This window comes from Cyclobacterium roseum (assembly GCF_010119225.1).
Classification (GTDB): Bacteria; Bacteroidota; Bacteroidia; order Cytophagales; family Cyclobacteriaceae; genus Cyclobacterium; species Cyclobacterium roseum.
In genome coordinates this window covers 89,377-105,882 of sequence record NZ_WNKF01000006.1, presented here as the reverse complement: position 1 = coordinate 105,882, position 16,506 = coordinate 89,377, and the positions used below count along the sequence as shown (strand labels likewise).

The following is a 16,506-nucleotide window of genomic DNA, read 5'->3' as shown; positions in this document are numbered from 1 at the left end:
TAATTTTAAAAAGGGAAGGCTCAGGCTTTCCCTTTTTTTGTCCAAAGGTGCCAAGTGGCCAAGCCTGTCAAAAAAGCAAATAGAGCCCAAAGTAAGGGAAACCCGAAAAAGGGAGTTGACTTTTTTGTTGGGTTACCTATAAAAACCAAATTAGCCCAAAAATAGGGATGGCGGTATTGCGCCATTTCGGGATCGTTCATAAGGCTAAATTTTGCTCGATGCAAGGCCTCGGCGTAGTCATATCCATTAGCGATCCAGTGGTAGAAATCACGACTGAGATAGGCAGTGGCCTTATCATTTGCTTTCCAGATGCTACTGACCACATTAGCGCATCCTGCATAGGAAAAGCCTCGGGAAAGACTTATTAGTCCCTCACTTCTCATCACGTTTCCGGTGTGCGTGTCACAAGCACTTAAAAAAACCAATGAAGTATTGGATAATGATAATTGGTACAACTCCTCATCATGCAGCAAATGATCCGTCTCGGAGGGGGAAAACACAATATAGGCATTGGTAGTACTGTCCTGGCCCGTTACGGCATGCGTAGCCAGGTGAATGAGAGATGCGTCTTCAGAGTGATCCAAAAAAGCCGTTTTGGTAGCGGATTTTCCAGTAAAGACCCTTCCCTCCAGCACTTGTATTTCTGATTCTGAATAAGGAAGCTGGTTAAAGGTAGTGGTGTCTTCAGAAAACGGGGCCACGGTAAATGGAGCGAATCCCAGCGCCTGACGAGTACTCCTCACGGGATTCGGATCCAATTGCAGCAATTTTCCGGAATACTGATAGGTAATCGCATGGTTTTCTACTAAATAATTTCCTTTTGTATCTATCAACATTTCAAAGGGCAAATGTACCAAAAACTGATCCGGTAAAATGACCCAGTTTGAATACGGTTTCAAATGCAGATAGGCATCGGCTATTAGTAGGTCATAGGCTGCTGAGGACTGTTCTTCTAGTGCTTTCCGGGTTTTTCCTCCGGATTCAAGTAAGTTTGCTTGTGTTGCCCTAATGGCCTCCCGGACAACATTTTTATTTGCTGTGGCAGCGAATTTCAGGCCATCCGGGCTAAACGTGAAGCAAATAACATTCTCATCAGCAACAAAATAACTGACGATGGCCAGGTTACCGGAATCTACCAGAGCCTGAAGGCTGGAAAATGCGATTCTTTCTGCCGCCAATTTCTTGTTAAAATAAGTATCAAATCCATTATAAGAAGCATACAGCCTGCTAAGGGCCAATTTCTTATCTCGGACGGCTGTTTCCAGTGCTTCCGTTTTTTCAGGAGCAACGTTATCCACCAGCCTGCGGTTAGCCCGGGTCAGTTGAAACGTAAGGGCCTTTTCTTCCTGTAAAAGTTCTTTTGGAATTCCGGCCTTGTCTTTTATCCTGGTCTCATTTTTTGCAAGTTCCAGTGCGCTGGCTTTGCTCTCTTCTGCCCAGATAAAACCCTGTATCAAGTGGGCCTGTTGGTTGGTCTGCTCGTATCGGTCGATGGCAGCCAATACGGCCGATTCATACCCACTACGAATGGCCTCGCCCAGAAAGAGTCGCGCTTCCTGATTATCGTACAAATTATTCATGTAAAAAACCAGGTCAAAAGCTACCTGAAAGGTCTCGAAAGTCAAATCGTAAAGGCGAACATCGTTTGTTTCACCCGCCAGTAACCGGGCACTTTTTGCTTTGAGCAACAGGGTTTCAAATAGATCGGTCATCCCCCAATTTACACTTCCCGGCGTTGGATTTTGAAAGATATCCGGATGGGTAAAACCTTCATCAAAATACAAAATACTCTTGTGAAAAGCATCCAGAGCCTTTTGGTACTCGCCTTTTTCGAGCCAGGCTTTGCCCAGTAATTGGTAGGATTTCCCTCCTCTGTAATGATAGGAGGTAGGTTCCGCTTCCTTTGGAGCAGCCCCTTGGTTGTTTTGCAAGGAGTCCAAAAGTCGCGTCACGTGCGTTGGCTTCCCTTTAAGTAAATAGATTTCGGCCAGGACGTTTTGATATAATAGATTATCAGTTTCAGAATCATTCCAGGCCCTTTGAAGGTAAAAAAGTGCCGTATCGGGTTCTTCCTTTTTTACGTAGAGCGAGGCCAGTTTTTTTTCTATTTCACGGGTTTCCACATTTAGATCACGCGCCTCGGCATATAAGGTAGCGGCTTTATCAAAATTTTTCATATTGGTCCATGCTGCGGCTTCGTTGCTGAGTAAGCTCATTAGGGCATATTGGTTTTCCGGAACCGATGCTGAGGCGGAGTTGGTTAGCAGCGTTGACCTTGCCCTGGAAAAATAATTAACCGCCTGGGAAAAATTCCCTGATTCGTAATAAATGACTCCCAACGAATTATATAACCTACCCGTATCGGCTTTGTCCTTTTTATCCAACAGGGATTTCTCTGCCTGATTCAGAAAATGAAGGCTACTGTCAATCTGATTTTGTAAAAAAAAACTTTCTCCCAGGTACAGGTAAGAGGCAAATAAAAGGGTATCTGACAAGGCCCTTTCTTGTGTAAAACGAACCCCGCGTTGGAGTAGTTGGATGCTTTGTTCCGGTTGATTTTGTATCAGGTGTAAAACCCCCAATTTTTCATATGCGTCCAAGAGAAGGGTGTCAGGGATAAGATCATTGGGTTGGCTTTCGATGATTTCCGTAAGTAATGCTGTCGCACTACTATCAGTGCGAGAGGTCGGATTTTCCGCATTAAAGTAATTCAGGGCTGTTTCGTACTTCTTTATCCAAGATTCGTCCTGTCCCATAGCCAAATCCGACATGATAAATAGCAAAAAGAACACATTTAATCCAAGATGATGAACGCTATTCCTGATGATATAAGCTACACCGCTCATCTTGAAAACCGGGAAACCACCACGAGATAGGGAGGACGGGGCCTTCTGGTACTCGGCCGATCAAAATTCAGCCTTAAATTGTCATTGGCAGATTTGGTAGATAAAATTTGGTCCTGCTTTGCCTGAATTTCATCAATCAGGGTCTGGGGAACGTCTTCCATGGTCTCATAGTAAAAGAATTTCAATCCGATCGAATTTAGGGCGCGCATGCTCCCATCGTTAAGCCGGTAATATAGCGTTACATCTTTTTGCACTCCATTTTCTGGCTGGGGACCAAAAAAATCGTTTTGCAATGTCTGCTGCAGGTCGATTGTTCCGGTTGCATCCTCTACAATCAAACCCTGATCAGCAAGCCGTTCTCCGCCCGGGCCTTCCTCATCAAATTCACATTCCTCATCATCCTCATCGTCCTCATCCTCATCGTCGTCATCGTCTTCATCCTCATCTTCATCGCAAGGAGGTAAAGCCGATTGGTCTCCATTATAAACAGGCTGAATAAAGGCCTCTCCCTGGTCGACTACAAAAATTCCATCCAGGTAATTGATACCGGCGATGGTCAGTCGAAATTGACATTGGTTTTCTCCCCGGGTAAAGCTGACTTCGTACTTTAAGCCGGTTTCACTTGCGTTTACATCTATAACACCGGTTTCAGGATCGATCGCCAATCCCTCCGGTTGGGCTGAAAAACTACCCGAACCCGAAATGCCAATAGGCTCAATCAGATTAGCAGTGGTATCGCTAATAAAAAACAAGGTGTCCGTGTAGGAAAATTCACTGCAATCTTGGTTTAGGGTAATGTCAGGACCATTATTTCCATTTTCTTCAACATTGCATGAAAATACAATTAGAGAAAACAGTAAAATACCAAAATGTGGTTTTTTAAGATATGCCATCAGATATGCCATTAATCGTTTCTTTTTAAGTTGCATCAATAATAGAATATGTAACACATTTTCCCCAAAAATGGTCCTTATGATGCAATAATTGTAACGGTGATTTTTTATTCCTAAGGTGAAAAGGCCAATTTACTGAAATTTACGCTTTTTTTGTACCTTTCGTTCTAAACGACAATTAATAGCGTAAACCAGCTAACTCGATGGATACATCCAAAATTCTACAAACACTTCTGGAAAAATTAGAACAATGGTCAATGGCCTTGGTAGGCTATTTGCCCAATCTTATTCTGGCTTTAATCGTTTTTATTCTTTTTTTGTTTCTTTCCCGGTTTGCGGAAGGCTTTTCCAAAAAACAACTGGTGAAGGTGCATTTAGATGAGACCATCAGCGGGTTTTTGAGCCGGCTCATATTTCTGGGCATTTTCTTGGCCGGATTGATGCTGACATTGGCTATATTAAACCTGACGGGCACCGTGACATCGATCCTGGCAGGACTGGGAATCATTGGGCTGGCCTTGGGATTTGCATTTCAGGATACGGCTGCCAATTTTATGTCGGGTATTTACATTACGTTTCAGCAACCGTATGCCATAGGAGACGTGATTGAAACACATGATGGAATCATGGGAAATGTAGTGGACATAAACTTGCGGGTAACGAAGGTAAAAACCTTTGACGGACCTATGGTCTATGTCCCCAACCGCTTTCTTTTTCAGGAAAATTTCACCAATTACACAGAGGAAGGAAGGAGAAGAATACGAATTGATTGTGGTGTCAGCTATGGGGAAGATTTAGAACTGGTGGAAAAAGTAGCCTTGGAGGCGGTAAAAGACGTGCCTGGAAAAATTGAAGGAGAAGATGTATCCCTCTTTTGGAAAGGGTTTGGAGACAGTTCCATCGATTTTTCCGTCAACATATGGTTGGAATACAGCCGGGAAAACAGAGCCTACATCGTTGCCAAAAATCAGGCAGTCAAAAATATTAAGAAAGCATTTGATGAAAATGGGATTACCATTCCTTTCCCCATACGTACGTTGGATTTTGGGATTAAGGGTGGAGAGACCTTTCAGGAGCAAATGGCTAGAACCGAACTGTTGGTGCGAAAAACCCCGGAGCAGTAAATTTTTCTTCACCGGATTTGAGATTGGATCCTATTTCGGAAAAAAATAGCGGCTAAAAAAAAGGTTGCCCATTTTCTGGGGCAACCCTTTATTCAATTCATAGAGAATGCCTTACTTGGCTTTTTCTTCCGTGAAGAGCATTTCTTTGAGTTCCTCTTTGGCAACTCCTGTTTTTTGCTGGAGTTTTCCAACTAGTTGATCCTCCTGTCCTTCTGCATAAGCCAGGTCGTCATCGGTTAGTTCTCCGTATTTGGCCTTCAATTTGCCTTTCAATTCGTTCCAGTTGCCCTTCAGCTTAAGATTAGTTGACATAATATCATTGGTTTAAGTGAAAAATTATATACTAATTTGTATTTTATTTATTACAATAACTGTTCCAAAACGGGAAATTCATGACAACGATTAAACTTCCGGGTCATTTAAAGGCCCTGACTATCTTGCTACTGCTAATTGTCATTGTTTTTATATTAATCATGGGAAGAAGTTTACTGATTCCCATTATGCTGGGTGGATACATTGCGATGCTATTGATACCGGCATGCAATTGGATGGAATCCAAGCGGGTGCCCCGCCCCGTGGCTGCATTGATATCGCTTTTAACCTCCCTCGCGGTCATTCTTGGACTGATTGCATTGGTCATTCTGCAAGTCAGGAGTTTTTCCAGGGACTTTGAAGATGTTACCGGAAGGCTGAATAGCTATTTGGCCGACCTGGATCAAATGGCAACCAAATTGTTCGGCGCAAACCTAGGGATAGAAAATGGCTTGGATAAGACCCAATTATTTGATCTGCTGGAATCCAATAGTGAAACCGTTTCTAATTTCTTATTATCTACGATTGGCTCTCTTTCTGGTGTGGTTTTGCTCCCGGTTTTTATATTTTTTATGTTGCTTTATCGGGACCATTTAGCAAATTTTATCACCAAATTTTTTAATCCGGAAGAGGAAGAAAACGTAAAATCAAAAATTAGAGGCCTGCGAAAGGTAGTACAGTATTACATCATTGGAATGGTTAAGGTCATGGGGATTCTCGCAGTACTTAACACGGCAGCATTGTATGGAATTGGTGTAAAACATGCCTTGTTTTTTGGGTTATTTGCAGCACTGCTGAACATCATCCCGTATTTGGGGCCCTTTTTGGGTGCTATTCTTCCTTTTATATTCGCGTTTTTGACCATGGATGGCTTGATTTATCCCCTAATGGTCGTCATTACATTCACGGTTATCCAGTTAATAGAAAGCAATTTTCTAACGCCGAAAATTGTTGGGGGAAATGTAAATCTGAATGCTTTGATGACCTTTTTAGGTTTGTTAATTGGAGGTGCTATCTGGGGAGTGATCGGTATGATTTTGATTATTCCGACCCTGGCCATATTAAAACGGATTTTTGAACTGAAAGATAGCACCAAACCTTACGCATATTTGTTTGGAGAAGAAGAGATTAAACCGCTATTAAGAAGAAAGAAATGAGTGGAAAATGGACTTATTTCCTGCTTTTGGTGACCTGTACCCTCGTTGCATGTGATTCTACCGAGAGTAAGAAGGGGAGATTTTTATTGAAAGGGAATAATGAATTGGCAGAAGGAAATGCCAAAGGAGCGATTTCCTATTATTCTGAGGCCATCGATATTGATCCCGAATTTAAAGAAGGCTATTTCAATCGCGGAATGGCCTACTATCGGCAGTCCCGCTATGAGGAGGCCATTGCAGACTACTCTAAAGCCCTTTCGCTGGAGGATGGTTACCGGGAAGCCCGGTTACAACGAGCAATGGCTCACCTGGACTTTGGCGAAAATTACAAAGCACTGGAAGACACCAAAATTTTGATCGGCAAAGATGATCAGGATAGTCAGGCGCATTTTGTTCAAGGCCTTATCCTATCGGCTTTAAAAAACTATACCGCCGCCCGGGAAGCCTTTGAAAGATCCCTGACACTGGACCCTGAAAATGTAGAGCTTTATATCAACCTGGCTACCGTTAACTACCAAATGGGAGCTTTGGAAGCGGCTAGACGGGATTTGTCCCAGGCCCAGCAACTTGACCCGGAGCACAGTATGGTTTACAACCTCCAGTCCTTACTTCATTTCGAAAATAGTGAGTACGAGAAAGCATTGGCCGCTGTGGAGGCAGCCATCAAAATTGAAAAGGACCAATCTTTTTATTACAACAACAGGGGATTGTATCACCTGTACCTGGGGAACCTGGAAGAAGGCCTAAAGGATATAAATTTTAGTTTGAAACAAAATAGCCAAAACCTGCATGCGCTTCGGAACAAGGGGATTTATTATTACAAAAAAGGGGATCAGGAGTTGGGAGAACGTTTTCTTAAAGAAGTCTACGAAAAGGACCCCACGATCGATTTGGTTGAAGAATACCTGAATGGAAACTAAAAAAAGCCACGAAAATGGGTTCGTGGCTTTTTTAGTGATTACTTTTTAGATTTATTTACTAGATGGCATTTTCCTTTACCAGGTTTAGTGCCGATCCTGCCTGAAACCACTTTATCTGGCCCTCATTATAGGTATGATTTACCTTGATTTCATCCTTGCTGCCGTCGCTGTGGTTCAGAATTACCTTCAGAGATTGACCGGGTGAAAATTGATCCAGTCCAACAATATCGATCGAATCGTCTTCTTGTACTAGCTCATAATCAGCAGGATTATCGAACGTCAACGCGAGCATTCCTTGTTTTTTCAGGTTGGTTTCGTGGATTCGCGCAAAGGATTTTACCAGGATGGCCCGTACTCCTAAGAATCGCGGTTCCATGGCCGCATGTTCACGTGAGGATCCTTCACCATAGTTTTCGTCCCCTACTACCACCGAACCGATGTTGTGAAGTTTGTATTGGCGTTGTACGGCAGGAACTTCTCCATAGCTACCATCCAGCTGGTTTTTTACTTTATTGGTTTCTTCGGTGTAAAAGTTGACTGCGCCGATCAGCAGGTTATTGGAAATGTTGTCCAGATGTCCTCTGTATCGTAGCCATGGACCCGCCATGGAGATATGGTCGGTAGTACATTTCCCTTTCGCCTTAATGAGTAATTTCAGCCCTTTCAGGTCAGTACCTTCCCAGGGCAAAAAGGGTTCGAGGAGTTGCAGGCGCTCAGAGTCCGGTGCCACTTTTACCTCTACGGAAGAGCCATCTGCCGCTGGAGCCTGGTAGCCGGCATCTTCCACCGCAAAGCCTTTTGTGGGCAATTCCAGACCTGCCGGCTCTTCTAATTTCACCTGAGACCCGTCTTCGTTAGTGAGGGTATCGGTCATGGGGTTAAAGGTCAGATCACCAGCGATGGCCATGGCTGTCACAATCTCAGGGGAGGCCACAAATGAGTGGGTATTGGGGTTGCCATCGGCTCTTTTCGCAAAATTCCGGTTAAAAGAGGTGATAATGGAATTTTTTTCCTGTTTTTCGGCACCATGTCGGGCCCACTGTCCGATGCAGGGGCCGCAAGCATTGGCCAGCACCACACCGCCCATGTTTTCGAAAATGCCCAAAAAGCCATCACGTTCCACGGTAAACCGCACTTGTTCCGATCCCGGAGTAATCGTGAATTCGGACTTGGCATTTAATTTCTTATCCACTGCCTGAGCGGCCAGGGAAGCTGCGCGGGATATATCTTCGTAGGAAGAGTTGGTGCAGGAGCCGATCAATCCAACTTCCAGTTTCTGAGGCCAGTTATTTTCTTTAACGGCCGCCGCAAACTTGGAAAGGGGCCAGGCTAAATCAGGGGTAAACGGTCCGTTGATATGGGGTTCGAGTTCGGACAGGTTGATTTCGATGATCTCGTCGAAATAATCTCCCGGGGAAGCATATACTTCGTCATCACCGGTCAGGTGTTCTTTAATTCCATTGGCCAGGTCGGCTATTTCCGAGCGGTCGGTTCCTCGCAGGTAGGCTTCGGATTTTTCGTCATAGCCAAATATGGAGGTGGTCGCACCGATTTCAGCACCCATGTTGCAAATAGTGCCTTTTCCGGTTGCCGATAAAGAACGGGCTCCTTCTCCGAAATATTCCACAATGCATCCGGTTCCACCTTTAACAGTCAGGATACCAGCCACTTTTAGAATGACATCTTTTGCGGCGGTCCATCCGGAAAGCTTCCCGGTAAGTTTTACGCCAATAAGTTTGGGAAATTTCAATTCCCAGGGAAGTCCTGCCATCACGTCACAGGCATCCGCTCCGCCTACGCCGATGGCAACCATTCCCAAACCACCTGCATTGGGGGTATGCGAGTCGGTACCAATCATCATTCCGCCAGGAAAAGCATAGTTTTCCAACACTACCTGGTGAATGATACCTGCACCAGGTTTCCAAAATCCCAATCCGTATTTATTAGACACCGAAGATAAAAAATCGTACACTTCCCTGTTTTTGTCTTTGGCCCTTGCCAGGTCTTTATTGGCACCTATTTCGGCCTGTATCAGGTGATCACAGTGCACCGTAGAAGGAACCGCCACCTGAGACCTGCCAGCCTGCATGAATTGCAGTAATGCCATTTGAGCAGTGGCATCCTGCATGGCCACCCGGTCAGGTTTGAAATCAACGTAGGAGCCTCCCCGATCATACGCCTTAGCAGCTTCCCCTTCAGAAAGGTGGGCATAAAGGATTTTTTCGGTAAGGGTGAGCGGTTTGCCCACTGCTTTTCGGGCTGCGGCGATACGTTTTGGGTATGCGGCGTAGACCGACTTGATCATGTCTATATCAAAAACCATGGATGATAAAGTTATACTTAAGTTTATAAATTGAAAGTTAAATTAAAGGGCAAAGATACGAAAATCACCTGTTAATCGGCCAAAATGCCCCTTCAATCTGCTTATTTATAAAGGATTTAAAAACACAAAGGTGTTCCTAGTTTCTTTAATAGAAAGGCTTACTTTAAGTCCAGCAGAAATTGTAGGGTATCCACTTTATCGGCATAGTCGTCCAGTTGGGGTGATTGGGCGGTCCCCAGGGGGATGCTGCCCTTCCACCAGCCATCTCTGGAAACGATACATTGAATCTTGTCGTCCTGAGCCCCCAGGGTTGCTTGCAATTGTGATCTATCGGTATACAATTCGTAATAGATTACCGAGATAGGGGATACCAACTCCTCGCTTTCCACCAGAAGCAGGTGGCCATTGTCCAGGTGAGGACTTCGATTCACCAGGTACTTGGACTTATTGTATTCGTAATTATTTAGGTATTTATGGTGGTTGATGACCTGGCTGGCCGGGTCCATGCCCTTCATAAACGACTGAATCTGTTCTTTATCTGTAAAAAACACCTTGGAAACATTCCTACAGCCTAGTCCATAATAGCGAAAAATATCTTCCGAAAGCAGGTTCCATTCCTGCTGGTCCTCCCGCCCGTCCAGGATGGCCACCGAGGTCCTGTTTTTTCGAATGATATGCGGGTATTTGCCAAAATAATAGTCAAAATAACGGGCCGAGTTATCACTACCTGTAGCAATGTAGGCATCCATACCTACCAGCCGTTCTTCAAACGAAACGGCTTTTGCCAGGGTAGGGTCTATTTCGCTGAGCTGATCGCCCAGCCAGGGGATGATTACCCGGTCGGAAGTGCTCAGTTTCACGCAGGCGCGGTGACCTGCCACCAAAACGCATAAAAGATCATGGAAACCTACCCCGGGAATGTTGCCAGCCATGATAAGGCCGATATTTTTAGACAGAAAGGATTCGTTTTCTTCAAATGTATACCGGCTTGCCCACCACTGGAGGTGATCAGGTCTGAGGTAAGCGATGATCCCCTTCAAGGCATGGCGGGACTGTTCGGGAGTAAACCAGCTGTTTTGGTTCTGCATCTGATCAAATAAGGCTGCCAACTCCATTTCTGGCAGCTTATCGAGGTACTCATGAAGAGCGGAAAGGGCGGACAGTCTTTGATTAATATCCATAGGTATTCTGATCGGAATCGGATTGCGAGTAGGATTAATTTTTGAAATCAGGCAAAGATAAAGAAAGCGAAACAAAGGGAAAAGGAAGTAGTTAGTATAACAATTAATGTAGGCGAATTAAAATTAGCCAAAGGGGAATCTTTTTGCTTGTGAGATTGTATTTTGGTTAGTAGTTTTGCGAACAAACAAAAATGGAATAACAATGGCAATAATGATAACGGACGAATGCATCAATTGTGGTGCCTGTGAACCTGAATGCCCGAATACTGCGATTTATGAAGGAGGTATTGAATGGACCTGGGGTGGCGGCACCGAGTTGAAGGAAGTGACGTTGGAAGACGGAACAGTGGTCAGTGGGGAAGAAAAGCAAGAGCCTGTATCCGACGAGTTTTATTACATCGTGACACAAAAATGCACGGAGTGTACGGGGTTCCATGAAGAACCGCAGTGCGCTGCAGTTTGTCCGGTGGATTGCTGTGTGGATGATCCCGACCACCGGGAGTCTGAAGAAGAGTTGCTGGCGAAAAAGCAATATCTCCACGGAGAATAGGGAGATTGCAAGAAAAAACAGTCTTTTGTAGTCATAAAATTGTCTTTTCCAATAGGTAATTTGAAGATTATCACAGTTTTTGGAAAAAAAAACGGACAATAACTTGAATTTAATAGTTGAATTGATTTAACTTGGCACTAAATCGATTTTTACAAAAAATTAAAATGTTTGGATAGTGGAAAATAACAAGGATTACGAAAGAGATGAAATTTTCACCAAAAGGGTAAAGGCCGGAAAGAGAACCTATTTTTTTGATGTGAAATCTACCCGCTCCAATGACTATTACCTGACCATCACGGAGAGTAAGCGGAAAATCAAGGACGATAATTTTTTCTACGAAAAGCATAAAATTTTCTTATACAAAGAAGATTTTGCGAAGTTCGTTGAAGCCCTTCAGGATGCTGTGGATCATGTGAAAAATGACTTGATGGCTGACTTTGATTTTTCCCAGTTTGATGTGGAGCCGGAGGCCTCTGAAAGCAATAACGATAACAATAAATTTGGGGAAGACCTGAAGTGGGAATAGTTTAATTGTCGCCCCGGTTTCAGCCAGATTTAAAGCTTTTATAAGCGAATTTTGGGACAATTTGTTGGAATACAACAAATACCATCCCGTGATTCGTTTTTTTTGTTATTTTTGATCCATGCTCAAAGTAATCCTTACGGCAACCGTTTTCACGCTGCTTGTCTTTTTATTGGGTTGGTATTTTTCTGACATCAGCTTGTATTTCATGTTTTCATTGGTTTTGGCTGCTGCGCTGCGCCCTTTGACCAATAAGATCAATAATCTGTATGTCATGGGGCGGCACATACCCCGAGTCGTTGCCATCATTCTGTCTTTTCTGGCAGTGATTTTGGTAGCCTTCTTTCTGGTCTTGCTTTTTTTACCGCTTCTTCGGACGCAGATAGAATTACTTACCGATCTGGACATCACCTACCTTTACGACCAGATTCAAAGGCCTATCGATAATCTGGAGGCGATATTGATTCAACTTAACCTGATCAATAACGAACCGGGCTATTTGATAGGACTGGTTAAAGAAAACCTGATCAGTAGTCTAAACGAGGTGAACATTCAGGGCTTTATAAACCGGGTAATATCCACCACCAGTACCTTTTTTATAAGTATTTTGGCCGTGGGGTTCATTACTTTTTTTCTATTGCTGGAAAATGGCTTACTTCGCAGAAATTTATTGAATTTTATTCCTAATAAGTATTTTGAACTTTCGGTAGCTACTTTTCATAAAGTGGAACACCTGCTTTCCAATTACCTGTTGGGATTGCTCATTCAGATTTCAGTGATATTTTCGATTGCTTCAATCGGGCTGACCATCGCTGGTGTGGAATATGCCATGACCATAGCGGTGTTTGCCGCGGTGGCGAATTTAATTCCCTACGCAGGGCCCTTGTTAGGGGCTATATTTGGGGTATTGGTGGGGTTTTCCACGGGAGAATTTGGTGCTGCCAGTGAAGTGTATTTTTTCTTATTTAAGATATTAGCCGTGTTTTCCGTGGTACAATTAAGCGACAACGTCGTGTTACAGCCATTTATTTTTTCTAAATCCGTAAAAGCCCATCCCCTTGAGATATTTGTTATTATCTTTGTGGGTGCAAAAATTGCGGGAGTGTTGGGGATGATTTTTGCGATACCCGTGTATACCATTTTCAGGGTTTCTATCCAGGAGTTTTACAAGGGATACAGGGAGTATAGAATATTTAAAATTGATAAGATATAACGTTCATGGGATTAAAATGTGGGATTGTTGGCCTGCCCAACGTGGGGAAATCAACTTTATTCAATGCCTTATCCAGCGCAAAAGCGGAAGCTGCAAATTTCCCTTTTTGCACCATTGAGCCCAATGTGGGTGTCGTAACCGTTCCGGATAAGCGATTACAAATTTTGGAAGGTCTGGTCCATCCACAGAAAGTGATACCGACCGTGATTGAATTTGTAGATATTGCCGGTTTGGTGAAGGGAGCCAGTAAAGGAGAAGGACTTGGAAACAAATTTTTGGCGAATATCCGCGAAGTAGATGCCATCATTCACGTGATCCGGTGCTTTGAAGATCCCAATGTAGTTCATGTAGCCGGTTCAGTAGACCCTGTATTTGACAAGGAGGTCATCGATACCGAACTGCAGCTCAAAGATCTGGAATCCGTTGAGAAGAAAATCATCCGGATAGAAAAAGTAGCAAAGAGTGGCGATGCCAAGGCCAAAAAAGCCATGGAAAGCCTGCTTAAATTCAAGGAAGCACTAAAGGCTGGGAAAAACGCCCGGGCAGTGGAGGCCGATTCGGATGACCTGGAAGCCCTGCAAGATATTCACCTACTGACGATCAAGCCGGTACTGTACGTGGCCAATGTGGATGAGAATAGTATTCAGGAGGGGAATGATCACGTCACTAAGCTGAAAGAAGAGGTAGGCAAAGAGAATGCGGAAGTCATCGTACTATGTGCCGCATTGGAGGCCCAGATAGCTGAGTTTGAGGAAGTGGAAGAAAAGAACCTGTTTTTGGCCGAGTACGGGCTGGAGGAAAGTGGGCTAAACCGATTGATAGCTGCTGCGTATAAACTATTAAACTTGATAACCTATTTTACCGCTGGTGTTCAGGAAGTACGGGCCTGGACCATCAAAAATGGATGGAAGGCACCTGCTGCTGCCGGTGTGATTCATACCGATTTTGAAAAAGGGTTTATCAAAGCCGAAGTGATCAAATTGGGGGATTATAAGCAGTACAAAACCGAGGCAGTTTGCCGTGAAAACGGGAAAATTGCAGTTGAAGGTAAAGAATATGTAGTTTGTGACGGGGATATCATGCATTTTAGGTTCAATGTGTAAATAAATTGAAATTTTATTATTATGTTTGTTGCAACTTATTTACCCATAAATTAGTTATTTCTGTTGTAATGATGTAATAAATTATTGTTTAACTTTTCATTTTTAATGTCGTGAGAATAAGATTAATATTTTCTTTAAAGAACAAAGGTGCTTACTTACCCTTTCACCACCAGTACATTTTGGCTCAATTTCTCAAAGGTCTGATCGTTAAGGGAGGACAAGAAGCGTTTTTTAACTACAATTACTTCAACTTTTCTGGCCTGAAAGGTCAGACAAAAGTAAGTAGAAGTGGGCTGCACTATTACTCCAGCTTAGTCACTCTGGTCGTATCCGCTCCTGATGAATCGTTTATCGATTACTTATTGGAGCAGGTGTTTAAAACCCCTAAAATTGAGTTGGGAAACCTGATTTTGTCTCCTGAATACACGGAAAAAGAGATTGAACCGCCCCTGGAAACGTCCAACAAATTTGTCTGTATCTCTCCTTTGGTGTTGTTGATGCCTACCTTCGATGATGAATCCGGGAAAAGGTTTATTAATCCGGACACAGATGAATTTTCAGACCTGCTTTACGAATCCACCCTCACCCGAATGGAGAAATCGGGGTGGTTTAACCAGGAGCAGATGGAATCCTTCTACAAATTTCAAGTGGTACCGGACATGAATTACGTAAATAAACTGCGGGAACAGCAGAAAAAATTTGCGAGAATTTATTCGGTGTATGACATGGACGTAAAATACGAAGTGAGGGGATATACCCTTCCCTTTACCTTGTACGCGGCGGAAGAAGTGCAGGATTTTGTGTTTAAATGTGGTTTGGGTGCTTTTACCCACAAAGGTTTTGGTATGTTGGATCTGGCCAATAATATGCCCAGTCAACGAACCGAGCCGTACAAGTTTAAGCGGGAGGGATTTATACCCTATCGTTCGCAATCCCAATCACACGAGCCCAGAAGAAATGACGAAAGAGCCGAAGGTGATAAAGACAGTTCCGATTCTTCAGAATTAGAGGATTAAAAAATAGAAAAACCCGGAAAATGATCTGGGTTTTTTTATGTCTTTTTCAAAACCTTCTTTTATTGGGGTTTACGACCCCATAGCCAATCAGTTCATCGTAGCGGGATCCCATATCCCGGTAATAAAAAAAGAGCTCGTATTCGTTTTCGGTTTGAAAATGATTCCCTTCAAAAGACTCGGTATCCCAACCTTCTTTATCCGCGATGCCATAGAGGTAGTCATACCAACCCTGCTTTAGAAATAAAGAAGCCTGGTACCTTTCTTCTTCGGCATCGTAAACCATTTTGGACTCGGGTTTATTTCCCCATTGACTTAATGCCCCCAGCACGTATGGGGGAGCAGGAAGTTCTTTCGATTCCAGATTAAAGGTGAGTAATACGTATTCGCTTTCCAGATCGTGGTTTTGGCGTTCAACATTAAAAATTCCCAATTGCCCGTTGATGTCCAGGTATTCCAAATAACCCTGCCCTTTTCTACTTTGATCCATACCTGCTTCCGCAAATACGGCATCTTCTTTCATGGTAATGCCGGCGATGTTTCTGCCTCTGGTCCGTACGTAACGCAGGTCTACAAATCGAAACTCATTCCCTGCCGAAAACGTATTGGAGCCGTCAAAATGATTGTACTGCAACTGTTTCAGATCTTCCCGAATTTGGGTGAATTTCAATCCATAAATTGCATTGTCCCAACGTTGGTTTTGCCGAATGACCAGGACCGTTTGGTTCCTGGGGTCTACCAATTCCCGATTACCATAATTGACCGTTACATCCAACTGTTGGCGGGTCCTTCGGTTTTCATTCCGACTGGCAGGCACGACCTCGGCACCGATACTTACCTGATTTTGGTAGACCATAAAGCGTTTGGTGAAAATCGTTTTGGATTCATCCCTGCCGCGATATACTTTTATAATGTAATTCCCGCTACGGTTTACTCTTGGGATCTGAAAGGTGTAATGAATATACGGAATACGGGTATTAATACTGTATTCATAAGAATTGACATTGTACTCGTTGTACTGCTCGAGAAAATCGGCATCTCTCAAGCCTGATTGGGTCCAGTCGGCATTGCAATGGATAAGCTTGGCAGAATACCGGTCTGCTTCGTAAGCAATGTCATCAAACTGAAGTACCAAAGGCGTTGGGCTGCTCAGGGAAATCACCGGAGCGGTCATCTGGGCTTGAAAATCTGCGGAAGCTGGAAATAGTTGAACGGTATGAATATTAGTATCAAATACACGGTCTTCGTATACCTCCTGTGCTACCAGTCTCGGACCGGCGACCAGTAGGCCGAGCCAAAGGAGCAGCTGTAGAAAAAAATGTTTCATCGCTTGGAATTGGAGATAAAC

General features: G+C 43.7%; 14 protein-coding genes. 8 read left to right on the top strand and 6 right to left on the bottom strand.

Annotated elements, in window-relative coordinates; translation table 11 throughout:
- Positions 1–20 precede the first annotated feature (20 nt).
- On the bottom strand, positions 21–2,846 hold the full coding sequence (locus GJQ68_RS10510) for a CHAT domain-containing protein (protein WP_162417248.1): 2,826 nt from the start codon (positions 2,844–2,846) through the stop codon (positions 21–23).
- Positions 2,843–3,739 (bottom strand): hypothetical protein, encoded by an 897-nt coding sequence (locus tag GJQ68_RS10505; protein ID WP_162417247.1) that lies wholly within the window; start codon positions 3,737–3,739, stop codon positions 2,843–2,845. The genes GJQ68_RS10510 and GJQ68_RS10505 overlap by 4 nt, the downstream gene beginning before the upstream one ends.
- 203 nt (positions 3,740–3,942) lie before the next feature.
- On the opposite strand from GJQ68_RS10505, the gene GJQ68_RS10500 reads away from it, so the two are divergent.
- On the top strand, positions 3,943–4,863 hold the full coding sequence (locus GJQ68_RS10500) for a mechanosensitive ion channel family protein (RefSeq protein ID WP_162417246.1): 921 nt from the start codon (positions 3,943–3,945) through the stop codon (positions 4,861–4,863).
- A gap of 111 nt (positions 4,864–4,974) precedes the next feature.
- Here GJQ68_RS10500 and GJQ68_RS10495 read toward each other — a convergent pair whose 3' ends face one another.
- Positions 4,975–5,175, bottom strand: a complete 201-nt coding sequence (locus tag GJQ68_RS10495) for a CsbD family protein (protein ID WP_162417245.1) — start codon at positions 5,173–5,175, stop codon at positions 4,975–4,977.
- Positions 5,176–5,255: 80 nt separating this feature from the next.
- Between GJQ68_RS10495 and GJQ68_RS10490 the strand changes: the two genes are divergently transcribed.
- Together GJQ68_RS10490 and GJQ68_RS10485 are read left to right on the top strand one after the other, a co-directional pair.
- The gene (locus tag GJQ68_RS10490; protein ID WP_162417244.1) at positions 5,256–6,332 is read left to right on the top strand and encodes an AI-2E family transporter; all 1,077 of its coding nucleotides are present in this window, start codon (positions 5,256–5,258) and stop codon (positions 6,330–6,332) included.
- Positions 6,329–7,252: a tetratricopeptide repeat protein gene (locus GJQ68_RS10485; protein WP_162417243.1), complete on the top strand. Its 924-nt coding sequence runs from the start codon at positions 6,329–6,331 to the stop codon at positions 7,250–7,252. The genes GJQ68_RS10490 and GJQ68_RS10485 overlap by 4 nt, the downstream gene beginning before the upstream one ends.
- A 58-nt stretch (positions 7,253–7,310) precedes the next feature.
- On the opposite strand, the gene GJQ68_RS10480 is transcribed toward GJQ68_RS10485, so the two are convergent.
- Positions 7,311–9,575, bottom strand: coding sequence for an aconitate hydratase (locus GJQ68_RS10480; protein WP_162417242.1), 2,265 nt, complete (start codon positions 9,573–9,575; stop codon positions 7,311–7,313).
- A gap of 158 nt (positions 9,576–9,733) precedes the next feature.
- Complete coding sequence (locus GJQ68_RS10475) at positions 9,734–10,756, bottom strand: acyl-CoA reductase (protein WP_162417241.1); 1,023 nt, start codon at positions 10,754–10,756, stop codon at positions 9,734–9,736.
- 202 nt (positions 10,757–10,958) lie between these two features.
- On the opposite strand from GJQ68_RS10475, the gene GJQ68_RS10470 reads away from it, so the two are divergent.
- The 5 genes from GJQ68_RS10470 (at position 10,959) to cas6 (ending at position 15,161) form a co-directional block, all read left to right on the top strand.
- Positions 10,959–11,306, top strand: a complete 348-nt coding sequence (locus GJQ68_RS10470) for a 4Fe-4S binding protein (RefSeq protein WP_162343014.1) — start codon at positions 10,959–10,961, stop codon at positions 11,304–11,306.
- Positions 11,307–11,481: 175 nt separating this feature from the next.
- Positions 11,482–11,832, top strand: coding sequence for a DUF3276 family protein (locus GJQ68_RS10465; RefSeq protein ID WP_162417240.1), 351 nt, complete (start codon positions 11,482–11,484; stop codon positions 11,830–11,832).
- Between the two features lie 118 nt (positions 11,833–11,950).
- Entirely contained in the window at positions 11,951–13,042 is a 1,092-nt protein-coding gene (locus GJQ68_RS10460) for an AI-2E family transporter (RefSeq protein ID WP_162417239.1), read from the top strand.
- A 5-nt stretch (positions 13,043–13,047) separates the two neighbouring features.
- Entirely contained in the window at positions 13,048–14,145 is a 1,098-nt protein-coding gene (gene ychF, locus GJQ68_RS10455; RefSeq protein ID WP_162417238.1) for a redox-regulated ATPase YchF, read from the top strand.
- Positions 14,146–14,255: 110 nt separating this feature from the next.
- A complete protein-coding gene (gene cas6 / locus GJQ68_RS10450) occupies positions 14,256–15,161 on the top strand; it encodes a CRISPR-associated endoribonuclease Cas6 (RefSeq protein WP_162417237.1) in 906 nt (301 codons plus the stop codon).
- A 46-nt stretch (positions 15,162–15,207) separates the two neighbouring features.
- Here the strand turns inward: cas6 and GJQ68_RS10445 are convergent, their stop codons facing one another.
- Positions 15,208–16,485, bottom strand: coding sequence for a type IX secretion system plug protein (locus GJQ68_RS10445; protein ID WP_162417236.1), 1,278 nt, complete (start codon positions 16,483–16,485; stop codon positions 15,208–15,210).
- Positions 16,486–16,506 lie beyond the last annotated feature (21 nt).